The 18,583-nt window shown below is 49.7% G+C and carries 14 protein-coding genes; 1 reads left to right on the top strand and 13 read right to left on the bottom strand.

Going from position 1 to position 18,583, the window contains the following annotated elements:
* Nucleotides 1–2 precede the first annotated feature (2 nt).
* The 10 genes from lepB to glk all read right to left on the bottom strand — a co-directional run bounded on the left by lepB (nt 3) and on the right by glk (nt 11,357).
* Nucleotides 3–689, bottom strand: a complete 687-nt coding sequence (lepB, locus tag MHM89_RS01460; protein ID WP_239407901.1) for a signal peptidase I — start codon at nt 687–689, stop codon at nt 3–5.
* Nucleotides 690–848: 159 nt separating this feature from the next.
* Nucleotides 849–2,042, bottom strand: a complete 1,194-nt coding sequence (gene arsJ / locus MHM89_RS01455) for an organoarsenical effux MFS transporter ArsJ (RefSeq protein WP_239407900.1) — start codon at nt 2,040–2,042, stop codon at nt 849–851.
* A gap of 9 nt (nt 2,043–2,051) precedes the next feature.
* On the bottom strand, nt 2,052–3,056 hold the full coding sequence (locus tag MHM89_RS01450) for an ArsJ-associated glyceraldehyde-3-phosphate dehydrogenase (protein ID WP_239407899.1): 1,005 nt from the start codon (nt 3,054–3,056) through the stop codon (nt 2,052–2,054).
* A gap of 11 nt (nt 3,057–3,067) precedes the next feature.
* Nucleotides 3,068–3,400 (bottom strand): metalloregulator ArsR/SmtB family transcription factor, encoded by a 333-nt coding sequence (locus MHM89_RS01445; RefSeq protein WP_239407898.1) that lies wholly within the window; start codon nt 3,398–3,400, stop codon nt 3,068–3,070.
* Between the two features lie 91 nt (nt 3,401–3,491).
* A complete protein-coding gene (locus MHM89_RS01440) occupies nt 3,492–5,255 on the bottom strand; it encodes a HAMP domain-containing sensor histidine kinase (protein WP_239407897.1) in 1,764 nt (587 codons plus the stop codon).
* A gap of 143 nt (nt 5,256–5,398) precedes the next feature.
* On the bottom strand, nt 5,399–6,403 hold the full coding sequence (gap, locus tag MHM89_RS01435) for a type I glyceraldehyde-3-phosphate dehydrogenase (protein ID WP_022945108.1): 1,005 nt from the start codon (nt 6,401–6,403) through the stop codon (nt 5,399–5,401).
* 16 nt (nt 6,404–6,419) lie between these two features.
* Nucleotides 6,420–7,040, bottom strand: a complete 621-nt coding sequence (locus MHM89_RS01430) for a bifunctional 4-hydroxy-2-oxoglutarate aldolase/2-dehydro-3-deoxy-phosphogluconate aldolase (protein ID WP_022945107.1) — start codon at nt 7,038–7,040, stop codon at nt 6,420–6,422.
* A gap of 24 nt (nt 7,041–7,064) precedes the next feature.
* Entirely contained in the window at nt 7,065–8,927 is a 1,863-nt protein-coding gene (edd, locus tag MHM89_RS01425; protein WP_045978380.1) for a phosphogluconate dehydratase, read from the bottom strand.
* 360 nt (nt 8,928–9,287) lie between these two features.
* The gene (locus tag MHM89_RS01420; protein WP_022945105.1) at nt 9,288–10,328 is read right to left on the bottom strand and encodes a LacI family DNA-binding transcriptional regulator; all 1,041 of its coding nucleotides are present in this window, start codon (nt 10,326–10,328) and stop codon (nt 9,288–9,290) included.
* 12 nt (nt 10,329–10,340) lie between these two features.
* Nucleotides 10,341–11,357, bottom strand: coding sequence for a glucokinase (glk, locus tag MHM89_RS01415; protein ID WP_239407896.1), 1,017 nt, complete (start codon nt 11,355–11,357; stop codon nt 10,341–10,343).
* A 347-nt stretch (nt 11,358–11,704) separates the two neighbouring features.
* Between glk and MHM89_RS01410 the strand changes: the two genes are divergently transcribed.
* Nucleotides 11,705–12,730, top strand: a complete 1,026-nt coding sequence (locus MHM89_RS01410; RefSeq protein WP_239384091.1) for a LacI family DNA-binding transcriptional regulator — start codon at nt 11,705–11,707, stop codon at nt 12,728–12,730.
* Between the two features lie 86 nt (nt 12,731–12,816).
* On the opposite strand, the gene MHM89_RS01405 is transcribed toward MHM89_RS01410, so the two are convergent.
* The 3 genes from MHM89_RS01405 to MHM89_RS01395 are packed head-to-tail and all read right to left on the bottom strand — an operon-like array spanning nt 12,817 to nt 18,536.
* Nucleotides 12,817–15,171 carry a glucan 1,4-alpha-glucosidase gene (locus MHM89_RS01405; protein WP_239408092.1) on the bottom strand — a complete coding sequence of 785 codons (2,355 nt, stop codon included), beginning with the start codon at nt 15,169–15,171 and terminating at the stop codon, nt 12,817–12,819.
* Between the two features lie 45 nt (nt 15,172–15,216).
* Nucleotides 15,217–16,704: an MFS transporter gene (locus MHM89_RS01400; protein WP_239407895.1), complete on the bottom strand. Its 1,488-nt coding sequence runs from the start codon at nt 16,702–16,704 to the stop codon at nt 15,217–15,219.
* Nucleotides 16,704–18,536 (bottom strand): alpha-amylase family glycosyl hydrolase, encoded by a 1,833-nt coding sequence (locus MHM89_RS01395; protein WP_239407894.1) that lies wholly within the window; start codon nt 18,534–18,536, stop codon nt 16,704–16,706. Before MHM89_RS01395 ends, MHM89_RS01400 begins: the two co-directional genes overlap by 1 nt.
* Nucleotides 18,537–18,583: the final 47 nt, after the last annotated feature.

Here is an 18,583-nt window from a genome sequence, read left to right as displayed (position 1 = left end):
GCTTACTCACTGTAGCTGTATAAGGATTCACCAAAGCGCTCTCGCTTAGGCAGGTAATAATGGTCATAGTCCAAAGAAAAGGCCACGTGATGAGCTTTCCCTTTTAACTCTCCCCGTGGCACTAAGCCATAGTAGCGAGAGTCGGCACTGTTACGGCGGTTATCGCCCATCATTAAATAGTGATCGTTGGGGATAAGTATCGGCGCAAAGTTACCAGCATGCATGGCACGGGTTTTATCAATACGAATGGCATGGGCGAGGTCACCGAGCAACTCGGTGGCAAATAACGCCTTAGCGTTCTCCTTTGTCACCCTATAACGCTGCGCCTGGCCATTGATAATTAACACCTCATCGTGCATGGCAATGGTATCGCCTGGCACTCCCACAACACGCTTAATGAGGCGGTTATCAGCTGCCTTGGAATCAAACACCACAATATCGCCACGCTCTGGCTCGCCCATTCGTAACAGTGAAACATCACTAAAAGGGACGCGCAAATCATAGGCCATCTTATTTACGGTAATACGGTCACCCACTTCTATTGTTGGCAGCATAGAGCCCGTCGGCACGGTATACCAATCAGCAAAAGCGCTGCGAAATACCGACATGCCGATAATAAAACAGATAAATCCACGGTTGTTTCTAATTAATTGCGCAGCCCAATGGCGGCGTTTAGCTGGTTGAGACATTGTTCACTCCTTTTTGCCTTAGGTGGGCGCGAGCACAAAAAGTTCGGCGAAAAATGTAAAAGAGTGTTTGCGGTTGCCCTTGATTGAAAAACAAAACGGCCGTGCTGACAGCAAAAAAAGAATATCAAAGCGGCCACAAGCGAATGCTTGGCCGCGTATTTAAGCTATCTTTCGGGTCACCCACCAGGTGGCTATTTGCATCAATAACGCGCTGACTAAACAAGCCAGTAGTCCGCTTTGTTGGTATAACCAACCCGATAACACGGTGCCAATAAGCCTTCCCATGGCGTTGGCCATGTAATAAAAGCCCACATCCAAAGACACCGCATCTCTGTCTGCGAGTTTGACAACCAGGTAACTATGCAGCGATGAGTTAACCGCAAACACCGCACCAAAACACAATAACCCGACCACCAAGACAATATTTTGCACACTCTGGGTGGTGGCAAACAGCAACCACACCGCTATTAACAGCGCCGTTGTTAGCGTCAACAATGCACTAAATGCGGTTGCTTGGTGAAACACCGATACACGGGCATGACGGCTCAAGCGCGGCGCGATACTTTGCACTACGCCATAGCCAATAATCCACAGTGCCATAAAACTGCCAACCTCGGTGTGTTGCCAACCAAGCTCACTAATAAAAAACACCGGTAAGGCCACCACAAACCAGACATCGCGAGAAGCAAAAAGCAACATACGCGCAGCTGCTAGGCGATTCAGTGCCGCGTTCTTAGAAAACAATTGTCGAAACTTAGGTTTAAACTTACTACGACCTAGATCCTCACCGAGCAGCAAGGCACTGAGGATAAAGCCAGCACCCACCACGGCCATTAACGCAATCACCGCACCGCTAAAACCGAGTAACGACAGCAGCGTACCACCGGCAAAGTAGCCCGCCCCTTTTAAGGCATTTTTAGACCCGGTAAGTAGCGCTATCCAGCGGTATAAACGCCCTTGTTGTGTGTCACTGACCACGGCTTTAATGGCACTTTTCGCGCTCATTTTATTGAGATCTTTAGCTATGCCACTGAGTGCCTGCGCTGCCATTACCCAAGGAACACTGAGCCAGCTTTTATCCACTAACAACATGGCCAGGGCAATCAGTTGCAATGCCATGCCTATTTGCATGGTGCGATTGAGGCCGATACGAGCCCCTATCCAGCCCCCCACAAGGTTGGTTACCACGCCAAAAAACTCGTAAAACAAAAACAGCATGGCAATGGCCAAGGGCGCATAGCCAAGCTGGTAGAAGTACAGAACCACCAGCATGCGCAGGGCGCCATCACTGAGCGTAAAAGCCCAATAATTTGCGGTGATCACGCCATACTGCTGAATTGGCGATGTATTCATAGCAGGTCCCTACAGGCTATTGCCGACTTTGCGCATCAGCTCGGCGGTACGATTGGCATAACCCCACTCGTTGTCATACCACAGGTACAGCTTCGCCTGGGTGCCATTAACCACCATAGTCGACAGGGCATCGACGATGCTTGAACGCGGATCGGTGCGGTAGTCTATTGATACCAGAGGCTTTTCTTCATAACCCAGGATGCCCTTGAGCTCGCCCTGAGCTGCCTCTTTAAACCAGGCATTTAACTCTTGTTCTGTGGTTTCACGGTTAAGCTCAAACACACAGTCGGTGATCGATGCATTCGCTAGGGGCACTCGCACTGCGTGACCGTTGAGCTTGCCTTTAAGTTCAGGAAAGATATGGGTGATAGCCGTGGCCGAGCCGGTGGTGGTTGGGATCAGGCTCATACCGCAGGCGCGCGCTCGGCGTAAGTCCTTATGAGGGGCATCCAAAATCGTTTGCGTATTGGTGATATCGTGAATGGTTGTCATGGAGCCATGCTTAATACCAATTTTATCTTGCAACACTTTAACCACCGGCGCGAGGCAATTGGTGGTGCATGAAGCCGCTGTGACAATATCATGGCTATCTGGGCAATAAAGCGCATCATTAACGCCCATCACCACATTAAGGATGCCTTGCTCTTTAACCGGAGCGGTGACCACCACTTTGCGCACTCCTTGAGTAAGATACTGGCGCAGCAGTTCGGTTTTTTTCATCTTCCCGGACGCTTCAATAACAATATCGCACTGCGACCAATCGGTATCAGCAATCGCCTTATTGGCGCTGCATTGGATTCGCTGCTCATTAATGCACAGAGCCTCATCATCGGCGCTAACTGGGTATTGCCAACGTCCGTGCACCGAATCAAATTCCAATAAGTGCGCGAGCGTAGCAGCATCACCTGCAGGGTCGTTGATATGAACAAACTCTATTTCCGGCCAGTCATACGCCGCGCGCAACACCAACCGGCCCATGCGGCCAAAGCCATTAATGCCTACTTTCAATGTCATGGTTTTCTCCATCAATCGCAGCACGAAGGGCGATTATCCATTGCCTGTAATCGCGCCAGTGCGTCTTCTACTAATTCTGCTTGGTTATTTAGCGTGGTGGCTATAATCTGCTGCCGCCACTGGGGTTGGGTGTCGTCGATACGATAGTACACCCATTGGCGGTCTCGACGTGTCGCCAACACCCCCGCCTCTTTTAGCAGCGCCAAATGGCGAGATATTTTCGGTTGGCTCAGTGCCAAGGCGCAAACCAACTCACACACACACAGCTCTTTTTGCTCGGCAATAAGTAAACACGTCTGTAGACGAGTATCATCACTGAGCGCTTTAAAAAAATGTACAGCCATACACTATATATACGAAATATCGAATATAACTAGCTTACCCTTAAGGTTGGATATATGCAATGGCGTATATATGGAAATTTACATATGGAAGTTATCCGCGCTGGATAGACTTAGGCGTGAAGGTCACATGCACGCTTAAACCTCGTTGCGGTAGGTTGTGCAAGGTGATTTGGCCATCTAAATTACTACGGACTAGGTTGTAGACAATCGCCAAACCCAACCCTGTGCCACCTTCATGACGCTTGGTGGTAATGAAAGGCTCAAATGCTTTGCTCAATAACGGTTCCTCAATGCCGGGCCCATTGTCTTCTATAAACAAGTGCAACGCACTATTTTGCTCTTTCACTCTGATACCGACTTCCAGCGTGCGCCCGCTTGTCTTACCATGCATCAAGCAATTGCGCACACAGCAGGTTATAATATGGGTCAGCGCTGCGGGTGAAGAAATTATCTCAAGCTGCTCATCAATATCAATGTGGTAGATAGCCACAGCCGAATCAAACTCAGACTGCAAACTAGTCATGATATGACTCACAGTTGTGCGCACATTAAATAGGCCTTCTTTGTCATACTGGTTCTGTGCCGCCATCATTTTAAATGTATCAATCAAACTGGCGCTGCGATTGAGGTTATTTTCTAAAAGCGCTAACGATTGCTCGGCGTTATCAATAAGTGCGCTGAGAGTGTGTTTTTTCAACTTTCCGGTGGAAAAATCTGTTTTCAGTAAGGAAAATTGGTCTTTCAACAATGACTGGCTAGTAATGGCAACGCCAATTGGCGTATTAAGTTCATGGGCAAAGCCACTGACCATACTGCCTAAACTGGCGAGCTTAGCCTCCTCTACCAGCTTATTTTGTGCGTTCGCTAAGCGTTCAAGAAGTTCTTCAATAAAGGCAAAGAGTTGATCGATATCCTGGCCCAACCGTCCTATTTCATCGCGCCCATCCAGCCCAGTGCGTGAGGAGAAGTCCTCTTCATCCATGACTTGCCTGATTTGCCGGTGTAAGCGCGTGAGTGAATCATTGACGCGCATACTCAGAAGCTGCAAGAACGCTAACAGCACCACGGCAACAAGAACCACAACCACCAAGGTGGCCGTAATCGCAAGCAGCGCATCATCGATTTGCGTTTGCGTATATTGAATATCGAGTCGCTGCAGTAAGTCCTCGATGCGGCTTTCCTGCTGCCTTAACGTCTGCCTTACTCCCTCATCACCATGCACACCAATGCGGTTAAACAGCGCCACCACTTCTGCAAAGTTTTGCCCATAACTTTTAAGTATACGAGACGCACTATTGCCTAGTTGCTGGCGCTCTATGAGGGTGAGGATAGCGTCATAATGCTGGCGATGCTGCGCTAGGTACTGGTCATCAAAGCGCATTAAGTAATCCTTTTCACGCCTTCTTAGCTCTAATACTTCGTTGTTTAGAATGAGGTTGTTCTGCTCTTCGGCTAACTCTTGCAGTTTATGTGCTTGGGCACGAAAGTGCTGGCGTAGACCTTTATCCTCATTGAGTCCCATACGCGTTAACAAACTCACCAAGGTATTGAGGTGTGCTATGTATTCCTCTAGCGCCTGCTGAGTTTCAGTGATAAGTGCAGATTGAGCATGCGTTTGGGCATTAAAAGGATTACTTAATTGCGCGGCAATATGACTGTCTATTTGCCGATGCAGTGCCTGCACGCTGGCTTCGTCGCGATTCAGTAACAGCTCGTTTTTTAATATCACTAATCGGTCTACAGAATACTGATATTGCTGCACCTGACGCTGCACGTCAGTTAAGGTGTGCAAACTGAAGTAGACATAAGTTGTGGCGGCAATTAAGGAGCCAATAATGAGGACAGCTGAACCCAAAAGCCAGGTTGCAAAACGTTGTAATTTCAATGTATTGATTTATAGAGTTGGCGTAGTTAAGAGCATAGTTGGCTTCAACTACAAGTCAAAATGCCAAGCATAAAAAAAGCCGCTCTAGGCGGCTTCACTTAACAACAATGGAACTATAAAAACTGTGCTAAGTTTTTCACTTGATCTAACATCCGATTTGAGAATCCCCATTCGTTGTCGTACCAAGCCATTACTTTAACCAATTTACCATCGACCTTGGTTTGCGTTGAATCAAACACTGATGATGCAGGGTTATGATTAAAATCGATAGAAACCAACGGTAGCTCGTTATAATCAAGCACTTGGCTCATCGCACCTTGGGCTGCGGCTTTGACGATTTCATTGACTTCGCTCGCACTGGTGTCGCGTTTGGCAACAAAGGTCAAATCGACCAAAGACACATTGATGGTCGGTACTCGTACCGCCATGCCATCAAGTTTGCCTGCCAGCTCTGGAAGTACCAAACCAACGGCCTTAGCAGCGCCAGTTTTGGTAGGGATCATCGACTGCGTGGCGCTACGGGCACGGTAAAGGTCGGGGTGATATACATCAGATAAATTTTGGTCATTGGTGTAAGCATGAATCGTCGTCATGCTGCCTTGCTCTATACCGATGCTGTCATTCAGTGCTTTGGCTACGGGTGCTAAACAGTTGGTGGTGCAAGAGGCATTAGAAATAATCGTGCTGCTGGCATCGAGAACATCATCGTTAACACCATGAACGACGGTGGCGTCCATATCAGTACCTGGTGCTGAGACAATCACCTTCTTGGCACCCGCCTCAATGTGCTTAGCGGCGCCTTCACGTTTGGTGAATAAGCCTGTGCATTCGAGGACAATATCGACGCCCAGCTCTGCCCACGGCAAGTTCGCTGGGTCACGCTCTTGTACCAGCTTAATTTCATCACTGCCAATCACCATCACATCATCTTGCAAGGTTACTTTTTGCGAAAATTGGCCGTGCACGGAATCGAACTGTGTTAGGTGTGCATTGACGTTCGCCGGCGCCAAGTCATTAATGGCAACAATTTGAATATCAGTATTTAAACCAGACTCGTACAGTGCACGCAAAGTGTTGCGACCAATACGGCCATATCCGTTAATAGCAACTTTAATCATCTTACTCTCCCCTCGACTATTTCAGTTGGCTGGCTTGACGTGCGAGCTGCTCAATTGCGTGCCAGTCCTGTTTTTCAATAAGTGTTTTATCTAGCATCCAAGTTCCGCCCACACAGACTACGTTGTTAAGGGCCAAATACTGGGGTGCGGTATCTAAACTAATGCCACCTGTAGGGCAAAACTTCACTCCAGGTAATGGCCCACCAATAGACTTAAGCATCGCTGGGCCTCCTGCTGCCTGGGCAGGGAAAAACTTCAAAAAAGAGAAGCCACGCTCAGCGAGCCTCATTACTTCGCTTGGCGTGGCCGCTCCGGGCAAGAAAGGGGTATCGCACTGGCTAGCAAGCTCTAGCAGTTGGTCGTTAACACCGGGACTGACCATAAAGTCAGCTCCGGCTGCAATAGAGGCATCAAATGTGGCTTTATCAATCACCGTACCGGTGCCTACATACGCATCAGGAACGGCCTGTTTCATCACCTTTACTGCTTCTGCAGCAACGGGTGTACGCAAGGTGATCTCCAGTGCTTTAAGACCGCCGTTGTATAAAGCTTTCGCTAGCGGTTCGGCATCTTCTAAGCGGTCGATAACAACCACTGGCACGACTGGTGCCGATGTTAAAATCTGTTCAATTGACATAGTTTGTCCTCATTCCCAGCGCAATTATTGTTGTTCGTAAGCTGGCGCAAAGGCGCTCGCCCCTAAATCTGCACTGCTGACAATATTTCTAAAACCAGCGAAAAGCTCACGACCGGTGCCAAAGGTTGGCCCTGTGTGCACCAGCTCCACTTCACGCTGGGCAAGCTCTTCATCGCTGACGTGTACTTTTAGCTCGCCGCTTGGCGCATCTAAGGTAATTAAATCGCCTTCGCGAATTTTTGCGATTAGGCCACCTTCAACTGCCTCGGGCGCCAAGTGAATCGCCGCAGGCACTTTGCCTGAGGCACCAGACATGCGCCCGTCAGTGACAATCGCCACTTTATAACCTTGGTCTTGCAGGCTGGCCATAACGGGTGTCAGCTTATGTAGCTCCGGCATACCTTTGGCTTTTGGACCTTGCTCTTTGATAACTGCGATAAAGTCTTGGTTCAGTTCACCACGACCAAAGGCGGCTTGAAGCTCGGCCTGATCTGAGAACACCTTGGCTGGCGCACTCACTACTTGGTGCTGCTCTTGGACCGCAGACACTTTAATGACTGCTTTACCTAAATTACCGCTTAATAACTGTAAACCACCGCTACGATGGAAAGGATTATCCGCTGGACGTAACACGTCCTCATCATGTGAATTGTCAGGGCATGGCACCCACTTCACTTTGCTTGGGCCGCTGGCGTCAGAAACGATCAGGTTACTATCTTTATCTAAGCGAGGCTCAGTGGTGTAAGGGTCGAGCCCTTCTCCAAGAATGGTTTTTACATCGTTATGCAACAGGCCTTTATCACGTAGTTGCTTCATTAAAAAGCCCATGCCGCCTGCGGCTTGGAAATGGTTTACATCGGCATGGCCGTTGGGGTAAATACGCGTCAACAGTGGCACGATTTCAGATAGGTCAGACATGTCTTTCCACGTCAATTCCACCCCTGCAGCCTTGGCAATAGCCACAAGGTGAATGGCATGGTTGGTTGAACCACCCGTCGCCAGTAGACCAACTAGACCATTAATGATGGTTTTCTCGCTCATCACCTCGGCCATGGGCACTGCGTCTTTACTCTCTACGAGTTGCTTAAGCATGGTTTCTACCGCATTGGCAGTGAGGCCATCGCGTAACTCTGTATAAGGATTAATGAAAGAGCTTCCAGGTAAATGTAAGCCCATGATTTCCATTAGCATTTGGTTGGAGTTTGCGGTGCCATAGAAGGTACATGTACCGGCACTATGATAAGACTCACTCTCGGCCTTAAGGAGCTCTTCACGACTCACTAATCCTTGCGCGAATTTTTGACGAATACGGGCTTTTTCTTTATTTGGAATGCCTGAAGGCATCGGCCCTGCAGGTAAAAAGTAAACCGGTAAATGACCGAATGATAAGGCACCAATCACTAGGCCTGGGACGATTTTGTCGCACACCCCGAGGCAAAACACGCCATCAAATACATCATGAGACAATGCCACTGCCGTGGACATAGCGATAACATCACGGGAGAATAACGAAAGGTCCATGCCATCACGGCCTTGGGTGACACCATCACACATCGCAGGTACGCCACCAGCGACTTGCGCAGTGGCATCAAATTTTTTCGCTACTTGTTTAATAAGGTCAGGGTATTCTTTATAAGGTACATGCGCGGAAAGCATGTCATTGTAGGCGTTAATGACAGCGAGGTTTGGTTTTTCGTCGCCACTTAAGCGAGCTTTATCGTCGCTGCTACAGGCGGCCATCACGTGGGCCAAATTGCCACACCCGATACCGGCTCGAACGCGCTCTTGAGATTTGGCTTCGTTCATACGAGCTAGATACGCTTGGCGTGTCGCCTTGCTGCGCTCTATAACTCGTTCGGTGACTTCTTTAATACGCGGATGCAACATAATTCTGCTCTTCTTGCCGTTGGTGGATAAAAGGCTCAGTACTTCAATACCGACTCCAAGGCAATGAAGTACTGAGCAGCTTTGATTTACCCGTTCAAAGGTACGCTGCCAACTCGTCTCTCACAACCAAGCTGACACCGGTGTCAGGGTTATTAACTCACACCTTTGACACCGGTGTCAACCCTGTCTATAAATTTAGTTTAAAATTTCTATGTTGCGAGTTATTTACCAAATAAAAACGAAAAAATAACAGCGCTAGTCAGGGTGTAATGTGACTCAAAGTATAGTTGGTTAGATCACAAAAAGGCCCATATCAGCGAGCTGAATATGGGCCAGTTGCAATTGGGATTTGGTTGCTATTTAGGCTTTCGGTGCCGCCGTGGACTCACGAGTAATCAATTCGGCTTCGAGGGTCAGCTGCAGAGGTTGACGCTGCTCGCCCTCTTGCTGCTCATCGGTGGCATGATTGATTTGCTCTATCAGGTGGTCAACCGCAAGACGCGTCATTTCCTCAACCGGTTGCGCGATGGTCGTCAAACCGGGCCAAATATGACGGGCTATCGGCGCGTTATCGAAACCTGCAATGGAAATATCATCCGGTACTTTCAAGTTCATTTGCGTTGCTAACTTGAGCGCCGCTGCGGCCATGTAATCGTTCGAGGCAAAAACCGCCGTAGGCCGAGGGTTTAAATGTAAAATGGTGCGTGCACTGTCGGCACCAGAATGGTAGGAGAAGTTACCCTCTTCCACTAGCCGTTCTTGATATTCAATACCGTGTTGCTTGAGCGCTCGTCGATAACCATTAAAGCGCTGCTCGGTAGCACTGTGATCGGGATGACCTTTGATAAAGGCGATATCTTTGTGCCCCATATTAATCAATAGCTCGGTGATCTCAAAAGCGCCCTGCTCGTCATTACTGCGCACAGAAATAGAGTCGTCATCAAGTTTCACCGAGGCGACTCGGGCGAATGGCACGCCTTTTTTGCGCAAAAACGCCACCAACTCCGCATGATCTGAAAACGGCGGAGTCAGTACCAAACCATCTAGACGCGAGGTTTGCAGCAGCTGTTCTATATTTTCAAGTAACGCCTCTGCGCGCAACTCACAAGGATGGATCAACAAATTAAAGCCATGCTCATGGCACGCTGCCAGTGCACCGCTTTGCAAACGCGTGATGTAACTTTTTGACGGATTATCGTAAAGACAACCAATAATAAAGCTGCGATTGCGCGCTAGACCCCGAGCAATGGGATTCGGCGTATAATCCAGCTCTTTAAAGGCTTTAAGCACCTTTTCTCGGGTCGCATCACTGACATTAGGCTCGTTGTTTAATACCCGAGACACAGTTTTTTTGGATACGCCGGCGTAACTGGCAACACTATTAATCGTTATCTTTTTCATAATCCGCGCAACTTAGTCCTTACTCTGCCCTTGGTGGATACACGCCGCAGCGCCAATAAAAGGAATATTCTCTTGGCACACCAAGGTCACCGGAATTTGACTATTGTACTGTGACATCATGCCTTTGGCGATAAAACGCTCGTTAAAGCGACTATTAAGCAAGCGCTCGTGCATGCGCGGCAAAATCCCACCGCCAATATACACACCGCCCAGAGCGCCAAAGCTCAAGGCGATATCACCAGCCACACTACCTATCCAGTCACAGAAGTGATTCAGTGTTTTGGTAGCGATATGGCATTCACCACTTTGTGCAAGCGCAGCAATTTGCGCTGCATCGAGCTCATTGACCTGCGCCCCCTCAACCTTAGCCATGGCCTGATACAGCCTTGCTATGCCGGGGCCAGCAAAGACATTCTCTACCGAAACATGCTGCAACTCATCGCGCAGCACGTTATGGAGTTGTCGGTCCAGCTCTGTCACTGGTGCAAGACTAATATGCCCTGCTTCACAGCTCATCACCGCTTGATTACCTTGAGAGCGCACTAAACAAGCAGCACCGAAACCGGTGCCGGGACCAAACACAGCAATATTAGCCTGTGCCTGTGCTTGGCCTTGTTTAACAACAATGTTATCGCTGGCATTAAGATAAGGCGCGGCATAGGCAAACGCCGCGAAGTCATTGATAACCTGTAAATTGCTAAAGTCGAAGCGCGCTTTCAGCTGGGTAACGTTGAAGTGCCAGCCGAGATTAGTCAGCATCACTTCTTCACCCTTAACGGGCCCTGCAACGGCAAGGCAAGCTCGGCTTATAGTGATGTCTGATAATTGCGCTATGTATTCACTAATCGCATCTTCAAAGGTGCTGAAATCGCTGCTAGGAAAGGTATGGCGATGGCTAATGACAAACTCGTTGTCGTTGGGGAGGTAGTCGGTGATCAGCGCAAAACGCGCATTAGTGCCGCCAATATCAGCGACCAAAATGGGTGCGAATGGCACCTTGCTCTCTGCCTGTGTACTCGCTGGACTCATAATGTATTCTCTTGTTATTTATCCAGCGTCATGGTGTGGGTGTGTAGGCCGCGCTTTTCTTCACCATTGACTTAACTGGTATAAACTTATTAACTTTATGTTAGCTGTACTTTTTTCGCGCTACTGAAAAAAGTGCTGCCCGGGCAGCGGGCAGCCAAACCGTTTTGTGACAACAAAATGATAAAACGCCGACATTATGACACCGGTGTCAGCTATGAATCAATAAAAATTTTCAGTTTGCGGCAAAAATGTAGCAAAATGCCCGTTTTTTGCAGACACTTCGCTTCTCTTTAATGGTACTTGGCTGTATTGTCGTGGACTATTGCGAGCGCTCTATGAGGAAATACATGAAAGGTAAAGCCACCTCTTTCGACATTGCCCATTATGCTGGGGTTTCTCAGTCCACGGTTTCCCGTGCCCTACGAGGGAGCCCATTGGTAAATGAGGAGACACGGCGTAAAGTGGTTGAAGTCGCGCGCAAGCTAAATTACAAGGTGGATAAAAACGCCAGTAATTTACGGGCGCAACAAAGCTCGACTTTGGCGGTACTCTTATTTGAAGACCCTACTTCAGACGAGTCGCAGATTAATCCTTTCTTTTTATCCATGCTGGGATCTATTACCCGCGCTTGCGCCAAAGAAGGCTATGACCTGTTAGTGTCCTTTCAATCCAGTAGTAATGACTGGCACGCCGATTACGCTGAAAGTCATCGTGCCGATGGCATTATTTTGCTTGGCTACGGGGATTACATTGACTACCAAGCCAAATTCGCCCGCTTATTAGATACCAATACTAAGTTCGTTTGCTGGGGCGCTAATGTGGATGGCCGTCCAGAGCTCACGGTAAGCTGTGATAACCAGTATGGGGGGCGCTTAGTGGCAGAGCACTTTATTGAATTGGGTCGCACTGATTGTGCGTTTATTGGAGACGCCTCACACCACAGCCCAGAATTTAGCGCTCGCTTTAAGGGCTTCGAGCAACGCTTACAAGATCACGGCAAACATGTAAGCGAGCGTAAAATGGCCACCGCTATTTCTACCGAAGAATCCGGTTATCAAGCGACCAAATCCTTACTGGCCAACAACATTACCTTTAACGCTCTATTCGGTGCTAGCGACTTAATCGCCATAGGCGCCATTCGTGCTTTGCAAGAGGCGGGACTTCGGGTCCCCCATGATGTGTCAGTCGTTGGTTTCGATGACTTAGCAGTGGCGCGCTTTTGTACGCCCCCGCTGTCTACCGTCCAACAAAATACCACTTTGGCCGGACAGATGTTGGTGGCGAACTTACTCAGCCTGATCGGTGAGCAAGAAGTCGACTTAGCGAATAGCATTTTGCCTCCGCAGCTTATCGTGCGCCAATCCAGCCGTTAGTCCCATTGCGCGCAGCCTGTTGCCGATAATTTGCTCATAAAAAAGCCGCTGCGATAACGCCAGCGGCTTGTATTTCTCAAGGTCGTTTACTTCAACGCTTGCTCAACAATGGGGTAATGGTCCCATACTGTCTTATCAGTCAATGAGCGCAGCAGCTTCACGTATTCGGCGTGGGTCCACGCCAGTGGCGTGGCCGAGTTTGTGCCCTCGCCAAGCTCATAGCCGAACGGGTTGACACCGACACCATCCCACACTTGCTCTGGCAGCATCATGCCCTTATTAGCAAAGGCTTCCATACCGAACACATAGGTGTGCTGGATACGCTGATAGTCTTGCGCAGTGAGCCCGCCACGTACGGCATTGGCTGCGGCAATTTCATAGTGACCCCGCTCACCGGTGAAAAAGGGCCATACCCGACCGCGCTGACCGTCGGTATTATTGCCGCCCTCGGCATAGTTGCTGCCCCGTTTTTCATCTTCGCCGTAACCGTCATTACCATAGCGACGCCAACCGGGATAGGCGCGCCCCTGCTCATCGGTAAAGGTATATTTGACTCGCAGATTATCGACGAGACTTTGGTCGTCGTACTCAGGCAGAGACGCAGTCACCGACTCGCTGTCTGCACCACGCACGCCATAGCGCACCAGTTCTAAAAAGCCGCCATCTAAAATCTGCTTTTTGTCCATACCGGCACGACCATTGTTTGCTGCCAGCCGGGTATCGCCATTGGTATTTTCATCCTGAGCGATACGCACAAAATAGCGGCCATCGCTGGCTTCACCCGTTAATGTACCTTTACTGGTAAACATCAAGGCTTCAATGTCTTGCTCATACTGCTTCGCCGTTGCCAAATAACGCTGGGCACTGTCGGTATCACCGCTTAGCTTGGCAATTTCCCCGGCACTGATCAATCCAGCTACTACGGCGGCGGTAGTAGAAGGCGAGTAGCCTGCTTGCTCTTCCCAACGCTCCTGCTGCGTATAAGGCGGGGTGATCTGGGTGTCATTCCACAGGATTTTTGCCAGTCCCCCTTCGACTAAGAAGTCTGCAGCCGGCTGCAGCATGGTACGATACCACTGAGTGAGTTCGTTTTTCGACAGCACCCCGCCTTTGTATAGTTTCCAGGCGAGCATGATAGGCATTGCGGTTTGATCCAGTTGCACCCCCACCCACTCTAATTCACCGTCAACATGGGTCTTTTGTAAAAACCAGCCGGTATCGCCTTGGTTGCCTGGGGTATCTTCTCGTACCTGGACCTTAGGTAAATAGTTAAACGCCGCTTTTGCCGTTTGCGTATCCCCCATAGCTAGAAAAGCCATAGCAACTTGATAAAAGTCGCGTACCCATACCGCCTTATAGCCAGTATGGCCTTGCTCTGCGGCCACGGTATCACCCCATGGGTTTGATAAAGAGGCAATCAATGCCCCAGCATGGGTTTTGTCTTCCTGCGCTTTGAGCACTAAGGCACTGGTATTGAGTAATTTGCCGCCATCGGTGCTGGCATCATAGAGACGCTCGAGCTGCAAGCTCTGCAAATAATCCTGCCAGCCAATGGCATCGCCATCCCCATTATAGTGCGCAAGCACCTTGTCATAGCCACGCTTCAGCGTTTTTTGACCCTGAGCAAGCGCGTCTTGTTCACTGTTGCCATAACTTAACACCAGATCAAACTGGCTGTTTTCGCTTATCTCGCCGAGTGTGGCACTCATGGCGACATTCCCCGCTTGCTCGCCAGTGCTTTGATAGCGCGTGAACTCACCGCGCGCTTTAAGCTGCGAGTAGCGATCCGATTGACCAACAAAACCAACGGAGCCGTCACTAAGACCCTTGGCGCTTTGCAAGCTTAGGTAATGGGCTCCGGAATAAGCAATAAGGGCATCGTCGGCAACTTTGGCCCGGTCGTCAACGCCATCATTATTCACATAAGGGTTCACCTGCACATGTGCTCGCAACCCTGGCTCATTGGCCTGAAAACGCACTCGCACCATCAGTGACTGCGCATCCGGGTCGGTAAAGATATCTTTAATAATGCGAAAGCGCCCTTGGCTATCCTCACTGGTTACCCGGTATGCCAATGATGTCGGTCGCCCTTGGGGGTCGACATCAAGGTATTCCACGCGATTGCTAAGACCATCGCTTTCAGCGACAACGAAGTCCGCACCACTGACAATAAATTGCATGTCACGAATTTGCGCTTGGTGAATCAACCCAAACATGGTTTCGGTGATCATCCCTTTTGCCAAGGAGAACCACACTTTTGATACCGTGCCTGTGGCACTGTTGTCATCGTAACGACCTTGTTGATAAGCCTCATAAGAGGTACCAATACCGGTTTTCCCCGAATACGCCCAAAACGGTTTATCGCCAGGAGCCCCCGGCGCGCTATCGCTGTTCGCTGTGGGGGCGGCACTGTTACATCCCGCCACCGTTGCCAGTACCATGGCACTGGCAATTGCGTTTAATACTTTCACTGTATCACCCTTAGATTAATGATTAAGTTTCACCCGCGTAAGTGCAAGCGCTGCCAACACAAAAGACACGCCACCAATGATGAGCGCGTAAATAGGTTGATTGGCAAAGCCATGCTTCAAAATAAGCCCGAGAATACTGGCTGCAAGCAACTGCGGAATAACGATAAAGAAATTGAAAATACCCATGTACACGCCCATTTTTGAGCTCGGTAGCGCGCTCGAGAGCATGGCATAGGGCAACGAAAGAATAGACGCCCACGCAAAGCCAATTCCCACCATGGGCAGCATCAGCCAGGCCGGGTCACTAATAACCAAAAAGCTGGCCAGCGACAGTGCGCCTAAGAGCAAGTTAAGGGCATGGGCGATGCGAATACCGACACGCTTCACCATCACCGGGATCACCAGTGCGGCCAGCGCAGCAAAGCCGTTATAAGCGGCAAACAGCACGCCAACCCAGTCAGCACCATCATTGTAAGCTTTAGAAGTAACATCGACACTGCCATAGTGATAGCTGGTCACCGCAGCCGTGGTGTAAATCCACATCGCAAAGAGCGAAAACCAACTAAAAAACTGCACCCAGGCAAGTTGACGCATGGCCTTGGGCATAGTGAAAACATCGTGTACCACTGCGAAAAAGCCGTTGCCTGTGTAGCCTTGGCGCTGTTGCCAAGCGGCGATGCCTTGTAACATGGCAAAGGCCAGCAGTAAGCCCCCGAGCAAGTACAACTCTTTCTCTAAGTCCATCACCCCAACGGCAGCGATAATCGCCGCCCCTAATAGGCCGCTAACCACTAAGGTGCGAGCAAAGTTAATGACCTGCGTGGTATCGATTGTGGCATTGGCCTGCGCGTCGTCATTAAACGCCGCGAGCTGCTCTGGGCTGTATTCCTTGGTGGTAAACACCGTCCACATTACGCATCCCAACAAGAACGCACCGCCGACGTAAAAGGCATACTGCACTGACGGAGGAATTACTCCGGCGGCAGCGGTATTACTGACATCAAACCAATTGCTTAAGATCCACGGTAAACTGGAAGCGACCACCGCCCCCACGCCAATGAAAAAGCTTTGTAGTGAGTAGCCGAGCGCACGTTGCCTGTTCGGCAAGTTATCACCGACTAATGCACGAAAGGGTTCCATGGTGACATTAATTGACGCATCCATAATCCATAACATGCCCGCCGCAACCCACAGTGTTGGTGAGTTAGGCATCACCACTAAGGCCGCCGTGGTGACGATCGCACCGTAAAAGAAATACGGACGGCGACGTCCTAAGCGCCCCCAGGTTTTATCACTCATATAGCCAATAATGGGTTGCACGATAAGCCCGGTAAGCGGCGCCGCCACCCATAAAATGGGGATGTCATCGATTTTTGCTCCGAGCGTTTGGAAAATGCGGCTGACATTGGCGTTTTGCAACGCAAAGCCAAACTGGATCCCCATGAATCCGAGGCACATATTCCATATTTGCCAAAAGCTTAAGCTGGGTCTTTCATTTTGCATTATTGTTTACTTCCTAATTGCACCACACTGACACCCTGATATGGCAACGTTAAGCTGATGCCTTGGGCATCGAACTGTGGCTCTGTGCCTAATAAGGTTTCTCCCTCGCCACTGGCGATATCAATACGCACAGACTGTGGCTGCTGTGCAAAGTTAGCCACCACGAGAATGCGCTGCTGCGCGAGTTGGCGCACAAAGCTAACCACCTGCTTTGGTTGTGAGTTGGCAACGCTTTGCAGCTCACCGCCGACAATGGCAGGCAACGAATTAAGGGCCATAAGTTGGACATAAAACTGCCGTAATTGTCGCTGCTCTGGGCTCAGCAGTGCACCGTCAAAGGCGCCGTTATTCATCCACTGTTGATGAGCAGGCACCCCAATGTAGTCAAAAATACTGGTGCGCGTTGGGTCGCCAAACCCGGGCTCTTCGGAGCCATCCTCGCCCACTGTTTGGCCAAAATAGAGCATGCTTGGCGAGCGTCCGATTAAGGTCGACACCGTCATCGCGGGCTTGCCCCAGTTCATGTCGCCGGCGAAATCGCTGCTGGCGATACGCTGCTCGTCGTGGTTTTCTAAAAAGTGCAACATGTGCTGCTCAATATCCGCCACCTCTTGGTGCTTAGCAAGCAAAGTATCCGCACCTTGTTGCCCCTGAATAATGGCTTTTAAGGTGTCATAAAAACCCACCTTGTCGTACAGGTAATCCATTTTCCCTTGGTGAATATAAGGGCGATATAGGCTTGGGTTATACACTTCGGCAAGTAAGAAGGCATCGGGGTTGGTCATTTTAATAGCGGAGTTTAGGAAGCTCCAAAACTCTACTGGCACCATTTCGGCCATATCATAGCGAAAGCCATCCACGCCTTTGGCCAGCCAGTACTGAGTGATATCGCGGAATTTATACCAGCTATCCGGTAGGGATTTATCTTGCCAAAACTGGTAGTGAGCACGGTAATCTTTGTTCGCATAGTCCTCAGGCAAACGCGGGAAGTCATAGCTGCCATCGGGTTTGACACCATAATTGATCTTTACCGTCTCGTACCAATCGTTGATATCAGGCTGCGCCTTGCGCGCGCCATTGCCGGTCCATTTCGCTGGGGTTTCCGCAAAGTGGCCATCGGCCTTGGGGTGGCTCATCCCCCCGAGTACTTGATACTGCGGCGACTGCGGTACCTGAAATGACTCACCGACCACATAATAAAAGTTGTTATCGCGGCGATAGCTGACGCTGGTATCGTCATTGGCGCCGAAATCCGCTACTCCCTCGGGCTTAGATACCGAGTGATAATCACGCGCGACATGGTTAGGCACAATATCGATAAGCACTTTCATGCCCTGCTCATGAGTACGAGCAATCAAGGCCTCGAACTCTTGTAAGCGATCGCTTGGTTTCGCCGCTAGGTCGGGGTTAACGTTATAATAATCTTTAATGGCATAGGGTGAGCCCGCCCGCCCCTTGACCACATCAGGATCATCACCTGGTAGTCCGAAGTCACTGTAGTCGGTGACCGTGGCGTGGTGTAACACCCCGGTATACCAAATATGAGTCACCCCCAACTCTTTAATCCCCGCGAGGGCTTTGTCATCAAAATCGGCAAATTTGCCTACGCCATTTTCGCTGAGCGTGCCCCATGGTTTATTAGTTTGCTTGGTGTTACCAAATAAGCGCGTAAACACTTGGTAGACCACCGGCTTTTGTACTTGCTCGGCATCTTGTTGCAGCTCTTTTTCAGCATCTTTGCTGTGCGAGGAACTGGTGTTTTCAGAGCAGCCTAGCAGGGCTACAGCCAATGACCCAGCCAGTAGCGTGGTTGTTAACTTGTTGTCTTTCATGGGTACACTTTGTTATTTCTTTTATGACAAAAATACTACGTTCTCCA

The sequence above is a fragment of the Pseudoalteromonas sp. CNC9-20 genome, from assembly GCF_022347875.1.
GTDB lineage: Bacteria > Pseudomonadota > Gammaproteobacteria > Enterobacterales > Alteromonadaceae > Pseudoalteromonas > Pseudoalteromonas ruthenica.
This window is presented reverse-complemented; position numbering and strand designations above follow the sequence as displayed.

Bases quoted from the DNA above. Each gene is read 5' to 3' on its own strand.
- MHM89_RS01450 (WP_239407899.1), bottom strand. From the start codon at position 3,056: ATGACATTGAAAGTAGGCATTAATGGCTTTGGCCGCATGGGCCGGTTG.
- glk (WP_239407896.1), bottom strand. From the start codon at position 11,357: ATGAGTCCAGCGAGTACACAGGCAGAGAGCAAGGTGCCATTCGCACCC.
- MHM89_RS01395 (WP_239407894.1), bottom strand. From the start codon at position 18,536: ATGAAAGACAACAAGTTAACAACCACGCTACTGGCTGGGTCATTGGCT.
- MHM89_RS01405 (WP_239408092.1), bottom strand. From the start codon at position 15,171: ATGGTACTGGCAACGGTGGCGGGATGTAACAGTGCCGCCCCCACAGCG.
- MHM89_RS01430 (WP_022945107.1), bottom strand. From the start codon at position 7,040: ATGTCAATTGAACAGATTTTAACATCGGCACCAGTCGTGCCAGTGGTT.
- gap (WP_022945108.1), bottom strand. From the start codon at position 6,403: ATGATTAAAGTTGCTATTAACGGATATGGCCGTATTGGTCGCAACACT.
- edd (WP_045978380.1), bottom strand. From the start codon at position 8,927: ATGTTGCATCCGCGTATTAAAGAAGTCACCGAACGAGTTATAGAGCGC.
- MHM89_RS01400 (WP_239407895.1), bottom strand. From the start codon at position 16,704: ATGCAAAATGAAAGACCCAGCTTAAGCTTTTGGCAAATATGGAATATG.
- lepB (WP_239407901.1), bottom strand. From the start codon at position 689: ATGTCTCAACCAGCTAAACGCCGCCATTGGGCTGCGCAATTAATTAGA.
- arsJ (WP_239407900.1), bottom strand. From the start codon at position 2,042: ATGAATACATCGCCAATTCAGCAGTATGGCGTGATCACCGCAAATTAT.
- MHM89_RS01410 (WP_239384091.1), top strand. From the start codon at position 11,705: ATGAAAGGTAAAGCCACCTCTTTCGACATTGCCCATTATGCTGGGGTT.
- MHM89_RS01445 (WP_239407898.1), bottom strand. From the start codon at position 3,400: ATGGCTGTACATTTTTTTAAAGCGCTCAGTGATGATACTCGTCTACAG.
- MHM89_RS01420 (WP_022945105.1), bottom strand. From the start codon at position 10,328: ATGAAAAAGATAACGATTAATAGTGTTGCCAGTTACGCCGGCGTATCC.